Annotated in this window: 24 protein-coding genes; 13 read left to right on the top strand and 11 right to left on the bottom strand. The window is 34.5% G+C overall.

Annotation, left to right across the window (positions count from 1 at the left end; genetic code table 11):
• The first annotated feature begins 19 nt into the window (after positions 1–19).
• The 3 genes from ACFSJT_RS12285 (at position 20) to ACFSJT_RS12275 (ending at position 2,588) form a co-directional block, all read left to right on the top strand.
• The gene (locus ACFSJT_RS12285) at positions 20–469 is read left to right on the top strand and encodes a TRAP transporter small permease (protein ID WP_378320573.1); all 450 of its coding nucleotides are present in this window, start codon (positions 20–22) and stop codon (positions 467–469) included.
• On the top strand, positions 466–1,761 hold the full coding sequence (locus tag ACFSJT_RS12280) for a TRAP transporter large permease (protein ID WP_378320572.1): 1,296 nt from the start codon (positions 466–468) through the stop codon (positions 1,759–1,761). The genes ACFSJT_RS12285 and ACFSJT_RS12280 overlap by 4 nt, the downstream gene beginning before the upstream one ends.
• A 98-nt stretch (positions 1,762–1,859) precedes the next feature.
• Positions 1,860–2,588 (top strand): sulfite exporter TauE/SafE family protein, encoded by a 729-nt coding sequence (locus ACFSJT_RS12275; RefSeq protein WP_378320571.1) that lies wholly within the window; start codon positions 1,860–1,862, stop codon positions 2,586–2,588.
• Positions 2,589–2,617: 29 nt separating this feature from the next.
• On the opposite strand, the gene ACFSJT_RS12270 is transcribed toward ACFSJT_RS12275, so the two are convergent.
• Positions 2,618–2,803 (bottom strand): hypothetical protein, encoded by a 186-nt coding sequence (locus ACFSJT_RS12270; RefSeq protein WP_378320570.1) that lies wholly within the window; start codon positions 2,801–2,803, stop codon positions 2,618–2,620.
• A 31-nt stretch (positions 2,804–2,834) separates the two neighbouring features.
• Complete coding sequence (locus ACFSJT_RS12265) at positions 2,835–3,104, bottom strand: heavy-metal-associated domain-containing protein (RefSeq protein ID WP_378320569.1); 270 nt, start codon at positions 3,102–3,104, stop codon at positions 2,835–2,837.
• 147 nt (positions 3,105–3,251) lie between these two features.
• On the opposite strand from ACFSJT_RS12265, the gene ACFSJT_RS12260 reads away from it, so the two are divergent.
• The 5 genes from ACFSJT_RS12260 (at position 3,252) to ACFSJT_RS12240 (ending at position 7,219) form a co-directional block, all read left to right on the top strand.
• Entirely contained in the window at positions 3,252–4,034 is a 783-nt protein-coding gene (locus ACFSJT_RS12260; RefSeq protein ID WP_378320568.1) for an MlaE family ABC transporter permease, read from the top strand.
• A gap of 3 nt (positions 4,035–4,037) precedes the next feature.
• The gene (locus tag ACFSJT_RS12255) at positions 4,038–4,790 is read left to right on the top strand and encodes an ABC transporter ATP-binding protein (RefSeq protein ID WP_378320567.1); all 753 of its coding nucleotides are present in this window, start codon (positions 4,038–4,040) and stop codon (positions 4,788–4,790) included.
• Between the two features lie 20 nt (positions 4,791–4,810).
• On the top strand, positions 4,811–5,791 hold the full coding sequence (locus ACFSJT_RS12250) for an MlaD family protein (RefSeq protein WP_378320566.1): 981 nt from the start codon (positions 4,811–4,813) through the stop codon (positions 5,789–5,791).
• 85 nt (positions 5,792–5,876) lie between these two features.
• Positions 5,877–6,365, top strand: coding sequence for a hypothetical protein (locus ACFSJT_RS12245; protein WP_378320565.1), 489 nt, complete (start codon positions 5,877–5,879; stop codon positions 6,363–6,365).
• Positions 6,366–6,637: 272 nt separating this feature from the next.
• Positions 6,638–7,219, top strand: a complete 582-nt coding sequence (locus ACFSJT_RS12240) for an outer membrane beta-barrel protein (protein ID WP_378320564.1) — start codon at positions 6,638–6,640, stop codon at positions 7,217–7,219.
• 103 nt (positions 7,220–7,322) lie between these two features.
• On the opposite strand, the gene ACFSJT_RS12235 is transcribed toward ACFSJT_RS12240, so the two are convergent.
• The 7 genes from ACFSJT_RS12235 to ACFSJT_RS12205 form a co-directional block, all read right to left on the bottom strand.
• Entirely contained in the window at positions 7,323–8,096 is a 774-nt protein-coding gene (locus ACFSJT_RS12235) for an LOG family protein (protein ID WP_378320563.1), read from the bottom strand.
• A 292-nt stretch (positions 8,097–8,388) separates the two neighbouring features.
• Positions 8,389–8,754 carry an arsenate reductase family protein gene (locus ACFSJT_RS12230; protein WP_378320562.1) on the bottom strand — a complete coding sequence of 122 codons (366 nt, stop codon included), beginning with the start codon at positions 8,752–8,754 and terminating at the stop codon, positions 8,389–8,391.
• Between the two features lie 20 nt (positions 8,755–8,774).
• Positions 8,775–8,987 (bottom strand): hypothetical protein, encoded by a 213-nt coding sequence (locus ACFSJT_RS12225; RefSeq protein ID WP_378320560.1) that lies wholly within the window; start codon positions 8,985–8,987, stop codon positions 8,775–8,777.
• 207 nt (positions 8,988–9,194) lie between these two features.
• A complete protein-coding gene (locus tag ACFSJT_RS12220; RefSeq protein ID WP_378320559.1) occupies positions 9,195–10,046 on the bottom strand; it encodes a DUF6544 family protein in 852 nt (283 codons plus the stop codon).
• Positions 10,027–10,701 (bottom strand): ABC transporter ATP-binding protein, encoded by a 675-nt coding sequence (locus tag ACFSJT_RS12215; RefSeq protein ID WP_378320558.1) that lies wholly within the window; start codon positions 10,699–10,701, stop codon positions 10,027–10,029. Before ACFSJT_RS12215 ends, ACFSJT_RS12220 begins: the two co-directional genes overlap by 20 nt.
• Before the next feature lie 3 nt (positions 10,702–10,704).
• Positions 10,705–11,967, bottom strand: coding sequence for an ABC transporter permease (locus ACFSJT_RS12210; protein WP_378320557.1), 1,263 nt, complete (start codon positions 11,965–11,967; stop codon positions 10,705–10,707).
• Positions 11,967–13,049 (bottom strand): efflux RND transporter periplasmic adaptor subunit, encoded by a 1,083-nt coding sequence (locus ACFSJT_RS12205; RefSeq protein ID WP_378320556.1) that lies wholly within the window; start codon positions 13,047–13,049, stop codon positions 11,967–11,969. The genes ACFSJT_RS12210 and ACFSJT_RS12205 overlap by 1 nt, the downstream gene beginning before the upstream one ends.
• 114 nt (positions 13,050–13,163) lie before the next feature.
• On the opposite strand from ACFSJT_RS12205, the gene ACFSJT_RS12200 reads away from it, so the two are divergent.
• Genes ACFSJT_RS12200 through hpf form a run of 4 tightly spaced genes read left to right on the top strand, consistent with a single transcriptional unit; the run spans position 13,164 to position 16,925 of the window.
• Positions 13,164–13,550: a hypothetical protein gene (locus ACFSJT_RS12200; RefSeq protein ID WP_378320555.1), complete on the top strand. Its 387-nt coding sequence runs from the start codon at positions 13,164–13,166 to the stop codon at positions 13,548–13,550.
• A gap of 18 nt (positions 13,551–13,568) precedes the next feature.
• Positions 13,569–15,956 (top strand): phosphoenolpyruvate synthase, encoded by a 2,388-nt coding sequence (gene ppsA, locus ACFSJT_RS12195; protein WP_378320554.1) that lies wholly within the window; start codon positions 13,569–13,571, stop codon positions 15,954–15,956.
• A gap of 41 nt (positions 15,957–15,997) precedes the next feature.
• On the top strand, positions 15,998–16,591 hold the full coding sequence (locus ACFSJT_RS12190; RefSeq protein ID WP_378320553.1) for a hypothetical protein: 594 nt from the start codon (positions 15,998–16,000) through the stop codon (positions 16,589–16,591).
• Positions 16,592–16,622: 31 nt separating this feature from the next.
• Positions 16,623–16,925: a ribosome hibernation-promoting factor, HPF/YfiA family gene (gene hpf / locus ACFSJT_RS12185; protein WP_378320552.1), complete on the top strand. Its 303-nt coding sequence runs from the start codon at positions 16,623–16,625 to the stop codon at positions 16,923–16,925.
• A 488-nt stretch (positions 16,926–17,413) separates the two neighbouring features.
• Here hpf and ACFSJT_RS12180 read toward each other — a convergent pair whose 3' ends face one another.
• On the bottom strand, positions 17,414–18,103 hold the full coding sequence (locus ACFSJT_RS12180) for a hypothetical protein (protein ID WP_378320551.1): 690 nt from the start codon (positions 18,101–18,103) through the stop codon (positions 17,414–17,416).
• A gap of 349 nt (positions 18,104–18,452) precedes the next feature.
• Here ACFSJT_RS12180 and ACFSJT_RS12175 point away from each other — a divergent pair, with 349 nt between their 5' ends.
• On the top strand, positions 18,453–19,937 hold the full coding sequence (locus tag ACFSJT_RS12175) for a serine hydrolase (RefSeq protein WP_378320550.1): 1,485 nt from the start codon (positions 18,453–18,455) through the stop codon (positions 19,935–19,937).
• A 101-nt stretch (positions 19,938–20,038) separates the two neighbouring features.
• On the opposite strand, the gene ACFSJT_RS12170 is transcribed toward ACFSJT_RS12175, so the two are convergent.
• Positions 20,039–20,515 carry a hypothetical protein gene (locus tag ACFSJT_RS12170; RefSeq protein ID WP_378320707.1) on the bottom strand — a complete coding sequence of 159 codons (477 nt, stop codon included), beginning with the start codon at positions 20,513–20,515 and terminating at the stop codon, positions 20,039–20,041.
• Positions 20,516–20,524 lie beyond the last annotated feature (9 nt).

The following is a 20,524-nucleotide window of genomic DNA, read 5'->3' as shown; positions in this document are numbered from 1 at the left end:
TATAAATAAAATACTCGAAATGTTACTGATAACAATTTTCTCTATTATGCTTATTGCAGTAATCTGGCAGGTGATTTCAAGATATTTACTGGGTGCTCCAAGTACTTTGACAGACGAAATTGCAAGTTTCTCGTTGATATGGTTAGGGCTTTTTGGAGCAGCATATGCTACCGGAAAAGAATTACATTTAGCCATAGATCTTATCCCTACAAGAGTAATTAAGAGATCTCCAAATTTTTTTTTGGGAATTGTAACATTTTCTACAGGGATCTTTGCCTTTTTGGTAATGGTTATAGGCGGATTAAGACTTTGTTGGTTAACCTATACACTTGATCAACATTCTGCTGCTTTAGAAATCCCGTTAGCGTTGATTTATTTGGTAGTACCTGTGAGTGGGCTATTGATAGTATATTACAGTATTGATATTTTTATTAAAAAGAGTAAAGCACTCAAATTAGAAGATTTATGAACTATATCGAGGTAATAATTTTAATCACTAGTTTTTTGATTTTTTTATCATTGCGTGTTCCTATTGCTTATAGTATTGGGCTCTCAGCATTATTCACTTTGATTATATCAATGCCATTTTTACCTTCGGTAACCACCTTGGCACAGCGTATGGCTACCTCTTTAGATAGTTTTGCTTTGTTGGCTATTCCTTTTTTTATTCTTGCAGGACAAATAATGAATCGAGGAGGTATTGCTCATCGATTAATAGAATTTGCTAAAGCTATAGTGGGACCTTTACCAGGAGGATTAGCTTTTGTAAACATTATTGCTTGTATGTTATTTGGAGCAATCTCGGGATCTGCAGTGGCTGCAGCTTCGGCAATTGGAGGTTTTATGAATCCTATGATGGAAAAGGAAGGATATGATAAATCTTTTAGTGCTGCAGTTAACATCACTAGTGCCACAACAGGATTAATCATTCCGCCTAGTAATATTTTAATTATTTATTCCTTGGCGAGTGGAGGAGTATCTATCGCAGCTCTATTTCTTGCAGGTTATATTCCTGGCATTCTAATAGGTATTGCTTTGATGATGGTAGCAGGATTGTATTCTTTCGTAAAAAAATATCCTACAGAAAAAACGGTCGGATTCAAAATTTTTATAAAGCGTTTTTTGGATGCATTTCCCAGCTTACTACTCCTGGTAATAGTTATCGGTGGTATTGTAGCAGGAATATTTACGGCTACCGAGGCTTCGGCAGTTGCGGTGATTTATACATTTGTTTTAGCTTTTGTTTATAAAGAGATAACACCTAAAGATATTTCAACCATTCTATTGGAAACCACAAAGACTACTGCAATTGTGATGTTGCTCATTGCAACATCTGTGGCCATGTCCTGGGTGATGTCTTATGAAAATATTCCTCAAGAAATCAGTAGTGCCTTACTAGCGATAAGCGATAATCCAATTGTGATTATGATCATCATCAATCTAATTTTACTTTTTGTAGGTGTTTTTATGGATATGACCCCTGCAGTTTTAATTTTTACTCCCATTTTTTTACCTATCGTGTCAAATATAGGAATAGATCCTGTTCATTTTGGTATTATCATGATTATGAATTTGTGTATTGGTTTATGTACACCACCAGTTGGATCTGTACTTTTTGTAGGTTGTGGTGTAGCAAATCTAAGTATTCAAAAAGTGATACGGCCGTTATTACCTTTGTTTATTGTGATGATAGTGGTTTTGGTGATTGTAACGTATGTACCTGAATTAAGTTTATGGGTTCCAGGAATCTTTGGTTTTTAGATTATTGTTCATAAAATCTCAAATCATATAGTTGATATTTATCATAAGATTAGGAAGTAGATTCACTTACATTTGAGAATATATCATTTCAATATCAAATGCTATCCAAGTATCTTCCTGTTTTTGTTATACTTGCTATCCTTTCAGAAATATTGGGAACGGTGGGCGGTTTTGGATCTTCTGTATATTTTGTTCCTATTGCTAACTTTTTTCTTGATTTTCAGTCCGTTTTAGGGATCACTGCCCTTTTTCACTTATCTAGTAATGTTACCAAAATTGCATTTTTTAAAAAGGGATTGGATAAAAACCTCATTTTAACTTTGGGCATACCTGCTATCGTATTTGTATCTGTAGGAGCATATTTTAGTAAATTTCTCGATCCCAAGCTGCTAACTTATTTTTTAGGTTTTTTCTTAATAGGTTTAAGTTTATTATTTCTGATATTTAAACAACTCAGGGTCAATTCAAACACGAAGAGTGCAATTATTGGAGGGTCATTATCAGGATTAAGCGCTGGAATTCTTGGTACCGGAGGTGCGATAAGAGGAATTACAATGGCAGCTTTTAAAATGAATAAGGATAAGTTTATTGCTACCTCTGCAGTTATCGACTTAGGGGTAGATTTAAGTCGAACGATTGTATACTTTTTGAACGGATATATACATCAGCATGATTTATACCTGATTCCTATTTTAATTGTGGTCGGCATTTTTGGAACTTGGATAGGTAAAAAAATCCTAAATAGAATATCCCAAGATCAATTCAGAAAATTCGTATTGTTTCTAATTTTAGGGATTGGGATTGTAAGCGTGGTAATAAATGTATAATATCTGAATTTAAGCGTCTAGAACTTTATCTAGGAAACCCCAATATAATCGAGGACTTCATATACCAATATTGCAGGCCATACTATTGCTTTAAGAACGCCTAATACTCCCATCCAAAAGCTGGTAGCATGACTTATAAAATAAATTACAGCACCAATAAATCCAAGTCCATACACTTTACTTGAAGAAGCTTCTTTTTTTGCTGTTTCTTTCATTACAAAACTGTTTTATAGTCCAAATATATATCTATTTATTTATTCTTCCTATAGCACAGCTTACATATGATTTTGCTTTCCTTCCCAAGGTATTTTTATCACTTTCAATTGGGTAACCAAGTCTTGAAAGCTCTTTTTGTACGGTCTCAATACCGTCTTCAGTCTCATAGCTGAATGAAACAGTACAGTTTTCGGTATTTACAGATATATTCTTGATTCCTTCAAGTGTATAAAGTTTTTTTGCAATCGTACTTTCACAACCGCTACACTTTAAGTTTTGTATTGTGACAGATGTTCTCATTATTTTAATTTTAAGAGCTAAACATATCAAAATATCTTCTGTTATAAAATGATAAATATCAGTATTTGTGGTTTATATACCTGATTTATGTCATTTTTATTAGAAAAAGCTACTTCTATATTTGAATACGTAAGAAGCAGATGAATTATGACACAATCCCTTCGCATAGTAGAAAGAACAAAAGCTTTTTTTACAGAGATTGGCGATTTGTCATTTTTTGCCGGACGCTTCTTTAAAGAAGTTCTCACAAGACCTTTTGAGTTTCAGGAATTACTTCGGCAATGCTACCATATAGGTAATCGTTCTTTACTGTTAGTAGGGGTAACAGGCTTTATATTAGGATTAGTGTTTACGTTGCAATCCAGACCTACTCTTATGGAGTTTGGTGCAGAGTCATGGATGCCTTCTATGGTAGGAATTTCTATTGTAAGAGAAATAGGACCTGTAATTACAGCACTAATTTGCGCGGGGCGTATTGGTTCTGGGATTGGAGCAGAATTGGGCTCGATGCGAGTTACAGAACAAATTGATGCCATGGAGGTCTCGGGAACAAACCCTTTTAAATACTTGGTTGTTACCAGAATTACAGCAACTACATTTATGCTACCCATCTTGATTGTGTTTGGTGATGCAATTGCATTATTTGGTTCTGCTATTGTCGAAAACTTAAAGGGAGCAGTATCCTTTCAATTATATTTTAATCAGGTTTTTGATGCTATCGAATATAGTGATATTATCCCTGCTACTATAAAATCATTCTTTTTTGGCTTTGCTATCGGGTTGGTAGGTTGCTACAAAGGGTATTTTTGCAAGAAAGGAACGGCAGGGGTTGGAGAAGCGTCAAATTCTGCTGTGGTGTATACTTCGATGTTGTTATTTATTATTGATTTTATCGCAGTATTTCTGGCTGATATATTTTTTGAAATTTGAAAAATGGAAACTCAAAAAAAAATAGTACCTGTTTTGGAAATCAAAAATTTACAAAAAAGTTTTGGTGATAATCACGTACTTAATGGTTTCAGCCTACAACTATTTGAAGGAGAAAATCTGGTAGTAATGGGTAAATCAGGTTCTGGGAAATCGGTGATGATCAAATGTCTGGTGGGTCTAATGCAAGCCGATAGTGGTAGCATTAGAATAAAAGATCAGGATATTACTGTTTTGGGCCAAACAGAATTGGATCTGTTGCGAACAGAAATTGGTTTTTTGTTTCAGGGAAGCGCTTTATATGATTCAATGACTGTGAGAGAAAACCTGGAGTTTCCGTTAAGAAGGCATAAAGAAAAATTGAACATGACAGAACATACAGAAGCACTGGTAATTGAGGCTTTAGAAAATGTAGGTTTGGCAGATGCAATAGATCTAATGCCCGCAGAACTATCTGGAGGGATGCAACGGCGAGTAGCCCTGGCCAGGGCACTTATTCTGAAACCTAAAATTATCCTTTATGATGAACCAACAACAGGACTGGACCCAATCACAGCCAAAGAAATTATTCAGTTAATGCGTAGCATTCAGAAAAAATATGGTACCTCATCATTGATTATTACTCATGATGTAGATTGTGCCAGAGTGATTTCTAACCGGATCATTTTATTAGTAGACGGAATCAATTATGTAGAGGGTACTTACCAAGAACTATCTATATCTAATGATCCTAAGGTACAGGCATTTTTTAAACATTAGAACAGCATAATATCATGAGTATGAAAAAGACGGCTTCACAAAAATTAAAATTAGGTGTTTTTGTTGTAGTGGGGACATTGTTACTTATTGCGGCGTTATATTCTATAGGAAATCGACAGAACCTTTTTGGAAGTAATATCATAATATTTACCCAATTTAAGAATGTAAATGGTCTTGAATTAGGTAATAATGTACGATACTCTGGGATCAATGTAGGGACAGTAAGTAAAATACGAATGATAAGAGATAACCAAATCCTTGTTGAAATGCTTATTCAGGAAAAAATTGGAAAGCATATCAAAAAAGATGCGGTTGCCACTATAGGTTCTGATGGATTAGTAGGCAATATGATTGTAAACATTATCCCTCGGGAAAGCAAAAAACCACCTGTGATTTCAGGAGATACTATTCAGTCGTATAGTAAGATAGGAACAGATGATATGTTGACCACCTTAAATGTGACTAATGAAAATGCAGCCTTATTAACAGCAGATTTATTAAAGATAACTACCGAGATTATTGAGGGTAAAGGTACTATTGGATTATTGATCAACGATTCGATCATGGCTAATGATCTCAAAAGAACTATGTATGAATTACGTAAAGCAAGTGCAGGAGCATCACTAGCAATTACAGAACTTAAAGAGATCATTTCTTCGATCAATCAAAGTGAGAGTGTAGCCGGGGTTTTACTAAGTGATAGTGTTTCTGGACAGAAGATGAAAACCATACTAGGTAATCTCGAACAATCCAGCATGGATATTAGTGAAGTGAGTAAAAATTTAAATGTAGTATTAAAAGATATTAAGGAAGGAGAAGGTGCTCTAAACTATTTAGCTAAAGACCCTGCTTTGGTCAAAAACATAGATTCTACCATGAATAATATTAAAGAAGGAACCCAGAGGTTTAATCAGAATATGGAAGCGTTAAGACATAATTTCCTTTTTAGAGGATATTTTAAGAAGCTAGAAAAGGAAAAGAACAAAGAAAGTAAAAATTAAATCCAACGGTCATGAAAAACCTGCTTTTTTTAGCAATCGATTTATTCTTGAAAAGAAAAGAAGAACAGTTTTAAAATTTTAAATCATGAAAATAGAACATCTTGAAGAGCGGATAACCGATTACAGAAATTCTATAAAGACAGTTGTTGATAAGCGAATACTTTGGAAGAATACAACGAAAAATATACTTCTAAAGACCTTACAAGGAATTGTAGAACAATTCGATATCGGTTGGAAAGTACAAGAATTAAGCTGGATACGTAATAATGAAGCAGTCAATATTACATTTGATTCTTTTCCGCCAGAAATGATAGATTGTACCAATCTAATCCCTGCATATCAGTTTCTACCCGGTGGGGCACTCATTTTTTCACAGTCTTATAATGGAGACATTTATGTTTTTATGTTGTTTCCCGAGATTGATAATACGCCCCAGGAAAATAACCTCGTAGAATTAGGTCAATACACACCAGAAATGATCACCGAGAAACTAATTGTTGAAAAAGTAGATGAGTTTCTTAAAGAGATGATTCGATGGGAGGTGCCTTCTTTAAAAAATAAGGTTGGATATTAATAACCAGGGCTAAAATTAAAAGCTTATGCTATCACGATTACTAAATTAGTACTTTCTTAAACATTTAAAAATTTTAAGTTATACTATCCCCAAAAAACGTTGAGTTTACCTTTCTAAAAACAACTCCTTTATTTACTTTTTTTAAGTTAAATATTTCACGAAATAAATGAATAATATCATCAGGTTATAGAGGGTTTGATGATAATTATCATAGTCAAAATTAACTACTGGATTTACATTTGTATCATGCTAATATTAATCAATTCGACATCATGAAAAACTTAAAAACATCAAGTATTGCATTTTTAATAGTATTGATAAGCCAAACACTTTTGGCACAAGAAAAATGGTCTGTAGAAATTAGACCCGGACTAAAATTGGCAACCAAAGATATTGATAATGCCGATCTCAAAGTAGGTTTTGGATTTGAAGCGACCATCGGTTATAATTTTATGGAACATACCGCAGCATATGTTGGCTGGGGATATAATAGATTCAGAGCGGTCAATTCTTTTGCAGGTGAAGATGCAGATTTTGAAGAAACGGGATATACGTTTGGACTGCGATTTATTCACCCATTAGGTGATTCTTCTCTTTCTCTTCTTGTACGTGCGGGGGGAATTTATAACCATATAGAAATTGAAAATGATTCGGGTGATATTATTGATGATTCAGGACATGGATTAGGATGGGAAATAGGTGCTGGTCTGGCTATTGACATGGGCAAAAACTGGAGTTTACGACCGCAGATAGGATATCGTTCGTTGTCAAGAGACATTGAGGTAGCTGCTACCACGATAGATGCCAAGTTGAATTACATTTCATTTGATATGGGGGTTTCTAAACGCTTTTAATTCTATTAAAACATAGGATCGTATTAATAAAATTATACGATCCTATGTTTGATTTCTTTGAGAGACATTTTTAATATATGAAATACCAATTTAAGCGTGAAAGTTATTTTGTTATGAACTTGTCTTTTGTATGATTCTGTTCCCATAACCACCATTTTCTTCTAAAAAAGACCTTTTTCAAGCCATGTTTTTTTACTGAGTATGTTTCCAGATATTCAACTACTTCTTCAACTGAATCGGTAATGAATAGAGAACTTAACTCCCCTTCAGAAATCATTTCATTAGTTTTCATTAGTTCAATATGTTCTACAAGTTCTTTGTGATATTCTTTTCCAAATAAAATAACAGGAAACTCTTCGATCATTTTGGTCTGAACCAGTAATAAAGATTCAAAAAATTCATCCATCGTACCAAAACCCCCTGGCATAACAATAAAAGCATAAGAGTATTTTACCAATAAAACTTTACGAATAAAAAAATAAGGAATGTTGATCCATTTGTGTAAATATGGGTTAGGTTCCTGCTCCGTTGGGAGTATAATTTTGCATCCTACAGAATATCCGCCAGCCATATAAGCACCTTTATTGGCAGCTTCCATAATTCCCGGTCCGCCACCTGTCATTACCGTAAATCCCATTTTTGCTATTGCCGTACCAATTTGTTCAGCTTTTTGATAAAAGGGATCAGAAGATTCTGTTCTTGCCGATCCAAAAACCGTTACACAAGGACCTATAAAATGCATGGTTCTAAATCCACGAACAAAATTCCAAAATACTTTTAGAGTAAAATATAATTCTCTAAACCTGGAACGAGGACCTGCAAGGAATGAATATTCTTCGGTCAATTTTGGTAAATCTCTTTTATTAGATCTGTTCATGAACATATATTAGAAACTGGTTACAGTGAATTAAAAGTAAATGCTAAAAATAGTATCAACAATGATATTTATCACGAGGGTTTTTCTGTCGTTTATGTTGAATAAAACACTTACACTAAATATTTTACTTGTTTAGAAGTACATACACTTAAGCTAAATACTTTAAACAATCTTTGTCTATACCGTACAGGAAATGGAAGAATAAAAATTTTTGATGTTGAGGTATCTGCAGTATCATAACTCTAAAAAGCCATTTAATTAATCCATTTTATAGTAGCTTGGATTTTTTGCTTTATATTTTGATAATATCTGTAGGGGTTTCAACAAGTATAGTGATATTACCTCTAAGAGCTATAGGCTGTTTCATGATCTCTGGATGATGTTGTATCATTTTTATCCAGTCATTAGAAGAAAAATCATGAGGTTCGAAATGTGATTTGTATGCGGGATGATCTTGATTTACCAGGTCTTTGATTTCTATTTGTAGTCTATCTGCAAGTTCTGCTATCTGAGTTCCGGTCAACGGTGTTTTCAGGATATCAATCTCTTGTATGGGCCAACCCTCAGCCTTAGCATATGCCAAAGTTTGTTTGGCTCGTACAGATTTAGAGCTGTAGAACAAAGTAATTTGTCTATTGGATGTTGCTATCTCTCCCATATTATTATATTATTGATAAATCAATTCTTATGATGTGTATCCAAATGATGCCGTAACAATTCTTTCAAACTTTCTAAATAATCAAGTAGATTTTTTTCATCGGTCTTAGGGTGATTACTAGATGGAACAGTGATGGGTTGTTCATCAATGAATTTATACAATTCAGGATAATTGGTTTCTATTTGAGTAGTCAGTTCGGTAATCTGAGTAATTAAGGTTTTTGATGCATCCATAACGAAGATATTTAAATGTTTGAATCCCTCATAGAGGATTTAATTCCCCTAGGCTTGCCTTGAAAACAAAATGTTTTTTCTGAAGCATACCTCATAAGCTTGCTTCGAGGTTTTTGATGTTGAATCACACAAACTCATTGATGCTACTGAAGATACGAAAAAATGATCTTAATTCTAGTTAAAATAACATCAACCTTTTACAAAAAATCAAGGGATAGTTTCAGTGAGTTCACAACTCACTATATCAGCTTTAAAATACTCAAATTTTTCTCCTTTTAGGTTCCAGATTGCCGTCATTTTATTGGGGATTAATAATCCGTCATAATTTTGATATTCGCCAGCCTCAGCAATAAAATCTTCAAGCGTGGTATCTCTATATCTTTGGGTACTAAAAGATTTGATCATCCCGGTCTCGTCGAAATAAAAATAACCGGTTAAGGACAGATCACCTTTTGTAATCGTTCCTTTTACTTTTGTCGTGTCTATTTGCTTCCAGATAATATCAGGATCCAGGAAACCTATCGGAAACCAAATCAGCTCACCAAAATATCTTCCCAAAGAGCTTTGATCTACCTCTGGACCCAACGACGCCACATCTTTCAAACCTAACAGACTTATCTTTACCTCTCCTTTTTGATCTATGTATTTATCCCGAATCAGCATAGGTAGCGCTCTTGCTTTCCAAATAAAGCCAGGATTTTTTGAAGACATATATTGTACTGCCGTAAATGAGATCCATCCTTTTTTTGGATCAGTTTTGATAGTTCCTTTTTGCGAGAAAGTAACATTGCAATATTTAGATTTTCCAATGATTTGAGCTTTGATAAGATAATTCTTCATCAATTCTGGAAGGTGTTCGAGATCGGCTTCAGAGATCTTTTCAACGGGTATTGATTTCGAATCAAATAAAAGAGATTTTTCTTTTTTAATAGTGTTGTTAAAGGAAGATACGTTGAAAAGTATAATAACCAAGAATAGTAATATTAAAATTCCAATTGCTGTAAGTGTCATTTTAATAGGTATTTTCATTTCATCTTCTTTATTTAAGTATTCTTCCATCTCCCATTTCGATAATGCGATCTGTTTTTTCTGCAAAATCGATATCGTGAGTTACCACAAGAAGTGACAATCCTTGTTCGTCACTAAGTTGTTTAAAGATATTAAAGACGTTATCAGAATTATAGCTGTCCAGATTTCCCGTAGGTTCATCTCCCATAATAATAGAAGGATTGTTTATCAAAGCCCGAGCAATAGCCACTCGCTGTTTTTCGCCACCTGATATTCTGGAAGCTCTTTTTTTGGCCAGATGATCGATTTCTAAAACCCTCAGTTTTTCGATAGCGTTATGTTCAATTTCTGCTAAAGATTTTTCTGCCAATTTTTTAGCGGGAAGCATTACGTTTTCCAGTACCGAAAATTCCGATAATAAATAGTGAAATTGAAATACGAACCCTATGTGTTTATTTCTAATGTAAGACAGTTTCTCTCTCTCTTGGCCTGTTACAAGTTCATTATTTAGGTACAATTCGCCTTCATAATCGGTATCCATCGTAGATAAGATATATAACAAGGTAGATTTACCACAACCTGATTTTCCCATGATAGAAGAGAACTCCCCACGCTTTATTTTGAAACTGATGTCCTTTAGGACATGAAATAATACGGGTTTTTTGAAGTACTTATTGATATTTTTTGCTTCCAGAACTGTTTCCATGGTTTATTGTCCTCTAATGATTTTAACGGGATCAATCTTTTTTGCTTTTCTGGAGGGCAAAAAGCCGGCCAGAAATGTGGACACCATAGCAAATACAATTCCAATCATATAAAAATTGGGATTGTGATTGATAGGATATGTAGTGATGGTTGGGAGTGCCTCAGTTTCAAAGGGTAGATTATCAATAAAATGAGAAAGGCCAAAACCAATGAGTAGCCCTAAAACTCCACCTACTGCCCCAATAATCATTGCCTGACTCATAAAGATAAGTTGGACATCTTTTCCAGAAAATCCTGTTGCTTTCAAAATAGCAATATCGTTCATCTTTTCATAGATCAGCATATTTAGAATGTTATAGATTCCAAAACCAGCTACAATGAGTAAAGTGATCGAAACAGAATAGGTAATTAAGTTTCTGATAGTAGTTCCTGTTTCAAATTGAGCGTTGGCAGTTTTGATATCAGTAGCTTTGAGATTGAATTGTTGTTCGATTTTTTGTGCTAGTGGAATTGCGTATTCAATATTGTGTAATTTTACATTAATATCAGTAATATAATTTTCGGCCTCACCCAAAATACGCTGTACTGTTTTTACATTAGAAAAACTCTGAATATTGTCGATGTCTGCAATTCCACTCTGATAAATTCCAACAATTTTTAATGGAAAGATATCTCCTTTAATAGTACTTATTTGTACCCGATCCCCTACTTTTAAAGACATTTTTTCGGCTACACCTGCACCCAAAAGAATTCCATTCTCATTATTATGTAAAGCTTGCGGAGTTCCTTCTACAATATAATCGCTAAAATTAAAGAGGGCAACCTCTTTTAAAACATTGATACCAGTTAAATTACCCCCCAATTCGATCGAGCCCGCTACATAAAATATCTGTTCCTGTATTTGAGGAATAGCTCCTCTTACTTTTGGATCTTTATTTAAATAATTCATAATTGGCAATGCGTTATGAATTCTTTTCTGACTCTGCTTTGGTTTTACAGAGTGAACCACGTTAAAAGTATTTTGAAGTTCGCTGTACAGGTCTACTGGTTGCTTTTTTGAAGGCTCTATCTCATTAAAAATATGTACATGCGGGGTTACATTTAGAATAAGATCATCCAACATGGCATTAAGACCTGTCATAAAACAAACCAATGTAATGTAGGCACCAATACCAAAGGTTACTCCTAAAGCAGCTGTAGCGGTTTGCTTTATTTTGGTAAGCAGATGTGTCTTGGCGATATTTAGTATGACTTTCCAGTTGATCATTATTCGGGTTTATAGATCCATGTTTCTTCAGTGATTCCAGAGATAACTTCTACTGTATCCATACTTTGCAAACCAACAATAATATCAATCACTCCCTGTTCAGTCTTTACTTTAGAATTATCAATTAGAAACTGTTTAGGGATAGTTAGTACCTGTTTTTTATGGTCAATGATAATATTTGCTTCTCCAGATAACCCAGGATACAAAATTTCGGGCTCTTCGTTAAATAAGGCCTCAACCATAAAAGTTTGATTGCGTTCATCTTTTTTTGGATAGATCTTACTTACTTGAGCAGTAAAAACTTTTCCATTATACGCATCCAGTGTAATAATTGCTTTTTGACCTTTTTTAATTTTTACAATATCAACTTCATCAACCAACATTTCGATCACAAATACAGTAGAACTTCCTAACGAAGCTAATGGCTCTAAAGTATTTACAAGTTCACCAGGATTTTTATATAATGCGTACACTTTTCCGTTGATCTTACTGTTCACCGTGAAGTCTTCAGTAGTGATTAATGAGGTCTTATAGTTGTTTTCGGCTTGTTTGAGCTGTGTTTGAAGCTCTTCTTTGGTACGCTGGTATTTATTTTTAAGAAGATTTAGAGTGTTTGTCGAGAGCTCATAGGCCAGTTTTTTGGTGTCATATTCTACTTTAGAACCAATCTTTTGATCCCAAAGATTTTTCTGGCGACAGTAGTTTATAGAATCATTAGTCAATGTTAATGTTGCTGCTTTAATTTCATCTTCAATGCTACTTAGGATAGCCGCACTGCCATTATAATTTTTTTTAGCAAGTTCTAGAGATAGTTTAGCATTTTCAGTATTCAATTTGGGGTTGCTATTAATAATTTGAAGTATCGGAGCTTCTTTCTTGACTACATCACCTTCTTCTACAAGATTTTTGTCCAGGATGCCATTAACCGCAGCGTATGCCTGGTATAAGCTATCGGGTTGAATGGTAATCGAAGAATATACAGACTCTGTAATATCTGTAACCGCAGGAAGTATCTTTTCTTCATTAGTATTGCATGACACAAAAAAGACAAAAATAAGTATCCAGAAGACCAGCCTAATCATATGCTTTGTTTTTATTCAAATGTCTATCATAGCTACGATTTTCGGAATGACATTTATCATATTTAATACCAGATAGAGCTCTTATTTTTGAATAGGTTATAAAACAATCGGTATATGGATATTTCTATTTTTTTAGCAAAGTTTTGGGGCTGGTACCTTATTATTTTCTTCTTCATATTAAGTTTTAATCCAACCAGGATTCGCCAAATTTTTGAAGATCTTAAGGATCAGAAATTTGTAATCATTACCTCTTTTGTGGCCATTATTGTTGGGTTACTTAACATCCTTGTTCATAATGTGTGGGAACCCAACTGGAAATTTATAGTTACTGCTATTGGCTGGGTTGCGTTGGGGATTGGCTTAAATCTTTTTATTTTTCCTGCAGGAACCGCAAAGTGGTTAGAGTTTATCAATATAAAGTTGGTTCAGGTACTGTATATTGTATTGTTCTTAACAGGAATTTTTTTGTTGAATGCAGCATATGAACTTGTACCCTATTAATTAGTAAAACATAAAGCGATGAATACATTCATCAAAAAATTTGAAGAAATAACCATAAACGATATACCATGGGTTGGGGGTAAGAATGCATCTCTAGGTGAAATGTATAATCAGTTATCCTCCAAAGGAGTTCGGATTCCAAATGGGTTTGCAACTACAGCAAATGCTTTTTGGCTATTTCTGAAAGAAAATTGTTTAAAAGAGCCACTGGAGAACCTCTTAATGGGTTTGGATAGAAAAGATTTTTCAAACCTTGAAGAAATTGGTGCTATTGCAAGACGACTCATTCTTGGCGGAACTTTTTCTGATGCTTTTTCAGAAGCCATTATTAATTCGTATCAAGATTTGAGTGCCGGGCAAGATATTGCAGTGGCGGTTAGAAGTAGTGCCACTGCAGAAGATTTACCTCAAGCTAGTTTTGCTGGTCAGCACGATACCTTTTTGAATATAAAAGGGGATAAGGCACTACTAAGTGCTGTAAAAAAATGTTTTGCTTCGCTATATACAAACCGTGCTATCAAATATCGAGAAGATAAAGGTTTTTTACATCACGAAATAGCATTGTCTGTGGGGGTACAAAAAATGGTACGCTCTGATAAAGGATGCTCAGGAGTAGGGTTTACTATAGAACCTGAATCTGGTTTCAAAAATATTATTCATATATCTGGTGTATGGGGATTAGGAGAAAATATAGTGCAAGGGACTATTAATCCAGACGAATTTTATGTGTTCAAACCCACATTGATACAAGAAAAAAATGCTATTGTACAAAAGAAATTAGGTGACAAAGAAAAAACAATGATCTATTCAGAGATTGATGGGCAATCATCAACTGTAAATATAGATACAGAAGCCTCAAAGCAGAAACAGTTTGTATTATCAGATGAAGAAATTACCGTGTTGGCCAAGTGGGCATTAGAAATTGAGAAGCACTACCAAAAACCAATGGATATCGAATGGGCCAAGGATGGAATTACCGAAGATCTTTTTATTACCCAGGCGAGACCCGAGACGGTTCACCATATCAAAGATAAAAATGTACATATTGAGTATACATTAAAAGAACGAAGCAAGGTATTAGCTGTAGGGAATGCCATTGGTTCTAAAATCACCAAAGGAACAGCAAAAATACTTGAATCTCCCAAGGACTCTTATAAACTGCAAGAAGGAGATATCATTATTACAGATGTCACCAGTCCGGATTGGGATCCATTGCTTAAAAAAGCAGGAGCGATTATTACAAATCGTGGCGGAAGAACGAGTCATGCAGCCATTGTAGCAAGAGAGCTAGGGGTTCCTGCCATTGTGGGAACCAACAGTGCAACAAGGGGAATCAAAGATGGGCAAACCATTACGGTTTCATGTGCAGAAGGTAAAACCGGTTATGTATATGATGGCGCACTAGCGTTTACAGAAAAAGAAATAGATTTTAGCCGTGTCCAAATGCCTCGCACCGAAGTTAAACTTATTCTTTCTGATCCAGAAAAAGCATTTTATTTCTCTTCCTATCCCAATGATGGCATCGGATTATTAAGAATGGAATTTATCATCACACATACCATTAAAATACATCCCATGGCCTTGGTAAAATTTGAAGAAATAGAAAACCCTGAGGTTAAAAAGGAAATCGAGGCATTAACTATGGGGTACACTAATAAAGAAGATTATTTTATCGATAAGCTTGCAGAGGGAATTGCAACTATGGCCGCCGCTTTTTATCCAAAAGAGGTCATCGTACGAATGAGTGATTTTAAAACTAATGAATATGCAAATCTCATAGGAGGGGCACAATTTGAACCCAAAGAAGAAAATCCGATGTTGGGCTTTAGAGGAGCAGCCAGATACTATAGCGATGCATATAAGGATGGTTTTAGACTTGAATGTGCAGCCATCAAAAAGGTACGGGACATTATGGGATTGACCAACGTAAAAGTAATGATCCCATTTTGCAGAACGGTAGAAGAAGGGGGAAAAGTAATCGATATCATGGCTCAAAATAGCCTGAGACAAGGAGAGAATGGATTAGAGGTTTATGTAATGTCTGAAATCCCCAGCAATGTATTAATGGCAGAAGAATTTGCCAAGATTTTTGACGGTTTTTCTATAGGTTCTAATGACCTTACACAACTTACTTTAGGAATAGATAGGGACTCAGAAATTATGTCTTCAGTTTTTGATGAAAATGATCCTGCAACCAAAAAAATGATTGCGCTGGCAATAGAAAAGGCAAATTATGCAGATAAAAAGATCGGATTATGCGGGCAGGCACCTAGTGATTTTGAAGACTATGCTGCTTTTTTGGTCAAAGCCGGAATAGATAGTATTTCATTTAATCCAGATGCCTTATTAAAAGGAATAGAAAATATTAATAAAGTAGAAGCATATATGGCCGCAATAGCAAATTAGAGTACGTGATGTATTTCTATGCCAAATTTTATAGGTGACAGATGGAAAGAACAAAAAGAATGATGGTGACCTTACTAATAATTTTAGTCTTGACCGCAATTATATGGATAGTACTTTCTGTTGTGGTGTCAAAAACAGGATCCGAAAAAATAGCTTTTATTGGAGAAGATGGTGATTATAAAGCACTTATTGTATATGATCCTGATCCTATTTATAACCTTGATGAATTAATAAGCATCGCCTTTGCCGAAGGTCTTACCGAGAGTAGATGGGAATCTAAAATAGCAACCGTAGCAGCTGCAACAAAAATTAAACAGCCATTTGATTTGTATGTCTTGTGTGCTAATACCTACAATTGGGCGCCAGATAAAGCGATACGTAATTATATCAAGGGTAATAAACACCTTAAAGGAAGCAAAGTAGTTGCTATCACACTGGGGAGTGGTGCTACCATAAGATCGCAACGTTTGCTTGAGGAGTTGATTATAGAGAAGCAAGCGATATTAATCGAATCGAAATCCTTTTGGCTAATAAAACCCAATAACGAATCTAAGACAAAAAGATCAAACCGAAAGATTGCCATTGAGATGGCAAATGACTTTGGAAAAGAAATAGCAAAAAAGCTTGAGAACTAAAATGAATATTAAAATTTAAAAAAGTAATACTATGAAAACTAACATTCAATTTGTACAAATGCCAACGAGTGAAACGATGGAGAGCTATGTACACGAAAAACTAGATAAGTTCTATAAAAAATACGACTGGGTAATCAAATCTGATGTGTTCTTTAAAAAAGAAAATGATCCAAAAGGAAAAGGAAAGATTTGTGATATAGAGTTAAGTGTACCGGGGCCAAAAATATATGCGACCTCAAATGAGAAAAACTATGAGATGGCGTTTAAAGAAACTCTTAGTGACCTGGAACGACAACTCAAAAAAAGAAAACAAGATATGAAGCCTTACATGTAAAAGAGGTCTGGATTAGTTTTTAAATTTTAACATATAAAAAGCTGAAAACTGACATTTATCATGTTTTTTACTTTATCAATTGATTACTTTAGAGGTGTAGTTAAAAAATGATTCTTTGTATTAATTAAAAAACTGGTTTTTGTGATAGCAATGTGGCAAAAACCTTGGAAGGTGTTAAAGGTATTTTTAGACCTTGTATACTCTAACCACTTTAGCAATAAAGTGTTCTTTAGAAATGCTGTAAGCGTTTGATCGTATTATTAATATCTTCTAGGAAACAGGGATGTCTATCCGACATCTCTGTTTCTATCTTTGATACTTAAAAAAATAGGTTTTTGTGATAGCAATGTTACAAAAACTGAAACGAAGAAGTCAACTATATCTTTTAGTGGATTTATCTGATGTTGGATATCCAGCGATTGAATATTGAGGGTAATGAAGCTATAGGTAAAATTAATTTCTTCGGAAGGAAACAGGTAGGTGAAGGTCTACCTGTTTCTGTGTTTATGGAGATCAGCAGTAAGTAGTTTTTTTCTGAAGACTATTCCCATCAACAAGAAGGCAAATGGTGCTACCACGGCATAACCAATAATCCCAATGTTTCTGATAAGCATATTTTCTAACGGAATTCCAACTAACCCTCCTAAACTTAATATTCCACTGACGATAAGTAGAATTCTTACCACTCTTTCCAGTCGATTTCCGTTAAAAACAGGTGTAATGAAGAAAAGCGAAATAGCAAAAAACCAATCCCATGCAAGAATATCTAACACATAAACTAATGATGGCCAGGTAAATGAAAAGTAAAGAGTAAAGGTTTCAGGATTTGTAAATTCAACATACCTCCCCAGGATAATGATCACAAAATGTACACAAGAGGTAATACCCATCGCGATAAATATGAACAATACTGCAATCATACTAAAAATTCTATTTTCTGGAGAATTATAAAAATGAGCAGTCACTACACTTACAGCCATTAAAGGGGCAATAAACAGAATCAGCAATTCCATGATCGTAAAGAAAGGATCATCAATTTGATCATGAGGTGTTTTGAGCGAAAGAAAACCAAGGGCTGTAGTAATGATATACATTATGCCCAATAAAAAAACACCCCAACAAGAAATAGTTCCTATCTTGACTAAATTATGCTCAAATTGTTTCGATGCATACTGCATAAGATTCCTTTACCGTATAATAAAAGGTGAATATGAAAACAAATACTGACAACAAAAATGATATAGATCAATTACAGAGCTATTGTTTTGTTTGACATCTCTGTTTCTATTTTATATCATTTGTTTTTTTACAAACCTAGGTTAATGTGATTGTATAAACCTGTCCATTAGAGGACCAACCAAACTAATTCGTCCCTGGAATTCTAAAGGGAGTACATGTAAAATTTTTCAGTGGAAATCAAGATAATAAAAAGACAACTAGCATTAATACTAGGTTTAGTAAGATAGCGATCTATAATTCGTTAATAAAATGTACATTAGACAAATAAATTCAATCAATTGAAAAACAATGAATTCATACAAATTACTCACTTGGGCGTGTCTATTCTCAGTATGTTTATTTTCGTGTAAGACGAAAACTGAAGATACTTTTACCATTACCTATGATGATCTAATACACGAGTTTAAAACTCTTGGAATCGCTACAGGTAATTTACTGGTGTATAAGAATGGCCAAATTGTACATCAAAGCTCCAATGGATTGCAGAGTATTGATTCGGCAGAGAGTTTAGATTTACAATCCCAATTTCGTTTGGCTTCAGTAAGCAAACAGTTTACCGGCATGTCTATTATGAAATTAAAAGAAGCTGAAAAGCTGGACTACGATCAGAAAGTGAATAGCATTCTTCCCGATTTTCCGTATGATAATATTACGATTAGGCATTTGCTTAATCATGTTTCAGGTCTAGAGGATTATGAGCGTATGGTACACGAGCATTGGCAATCTCGAGACAGCACTGAAACCGAGACCATTGGTAATAATAAGATTATGAAGCTGTTGTATCAACGTAATCCCAAACTGCGTTTTGAACCCGGTGACAAGTATGAATATAGTAATACTGGCTATCTGATATTAGCTTCAATCGTAGAAAAGATATCGGGTCAGCATTTTAGAGAGTTTCTCAAAGAAAATATTTTTGATCCTGTGGGTATGAAAAATACTGTACTGTATTCGTATCAAATAGCACCAGATCGTAATATGCCCAATCGTGTTTTTGGATATAACACTGCCCTTAATCAGGTTGATTTGGTCTCAGATGATTATCATTTGGTAAATGATGTGCGCGGTGATGGCGGTATCTACTCTACATTAGAGGATCTTTATAAATGGAACCTGGCGCTGGCCAATCATACGATCATTGCGAAAGAGTATCTAGACGAAGCCTTTACCTCAGGGGTGTTGAATAATGGCGAAAAAACAGATTATGGTTTTGGTTGGCAATTAAGTAAAGACCCCGGCAAAGAGGAAGTATTTCACTCTGGGTCATGGGTAGGTTTTAGAACCTTTTTATTAAACGATCTAAAAACCAAAAGCGGTTTGGTACTGCTTACCAATAATAACAACGATAACTTCTTTGATATCCTAAACGGAGCCGCTAACATTCTTAACAATAAACCTGTTGAGCTACCAAAACGTGCATTACACAAAGAAATGGCTCAAAAGATCATGGCCGAAAATATTGAAAGTGGTATAAACTACTATCACGCTAAGAAATTAGATACGGTCACTTACCAAATTTCTGAAAAGGCTATAAACGCTTTAGGCTATCAATTCCTTGGTAATGATCATTTGGATGAGGCGTTGAAGATATTCAAACTGAATATAGAGGAATATCCAAATTCGGCGAATACTTATGATAGTTATGCCGATGCGTTGCTAATAAAAGGAGATTCGCTTAAGGCTTTAGATAATTTCAAAAAATGTTATCAAATGGATACTACCCTTATGTATGCTAAGGATAAAGCCAAAAAGCTAGAAGCGTTACTAAAGTAAGTGGTATACAATTTAATCTGAAGGATATTTAAATAGTACTTGCATAGATCACAGCTCCGCGATATCGGAAAATTTTTTCTCGCTATTTGTATGTGATCTATTTACAATCGCCTTTTAAAGATATATCGGGTTATAAATATTCCTTGTTCATCGGTTTCGCCAGCATCACTTTCTACAGCGCTTGTAACAAATATTAAATCCCAGCCATTGGCCAACATTGATGTTAGCTTTGATGATATCACCGCATCGTTGGCGGCAATATTTTGAAAGCGTATCCCTGTTACATTATAGAAATTAAGTAATTTGGTTTCTTCAAAGTCTTTGACACGAATATCTTTTCGCTTTGATTTATTTCGAGTATTATCTTCTTCAGTTTGATCTGATGAGAATTCTCTATAATCTCTTTCCGCATTCGCTGAAATAAGTCGAGAACGACCTAAACCCATAGGAACTATAGACTCTACACTGGTTATTACTTTAACCTCAAATTTTGGCTTCGTATTTTCTGATTCGCTTTGTGCTATTACACTAAAAATTGCTGCGAAGGCGAATATGCCAGCTAAAATTGATTTTTTCATTAGTCTTTG

Source organism: Aquimarina celericrescens (assembly GCF_042682765.1).
GTDB classification, from domain to species: Bacteria; Bacteroidota; Bacteroidia; order Flavobacteriales; family Flavobacteriaceae; genus Aquimarina; species Aquimarina celericrescens.
This window is presented reverse-complemented; position numbering and strand designations above follow the sequence as displayed.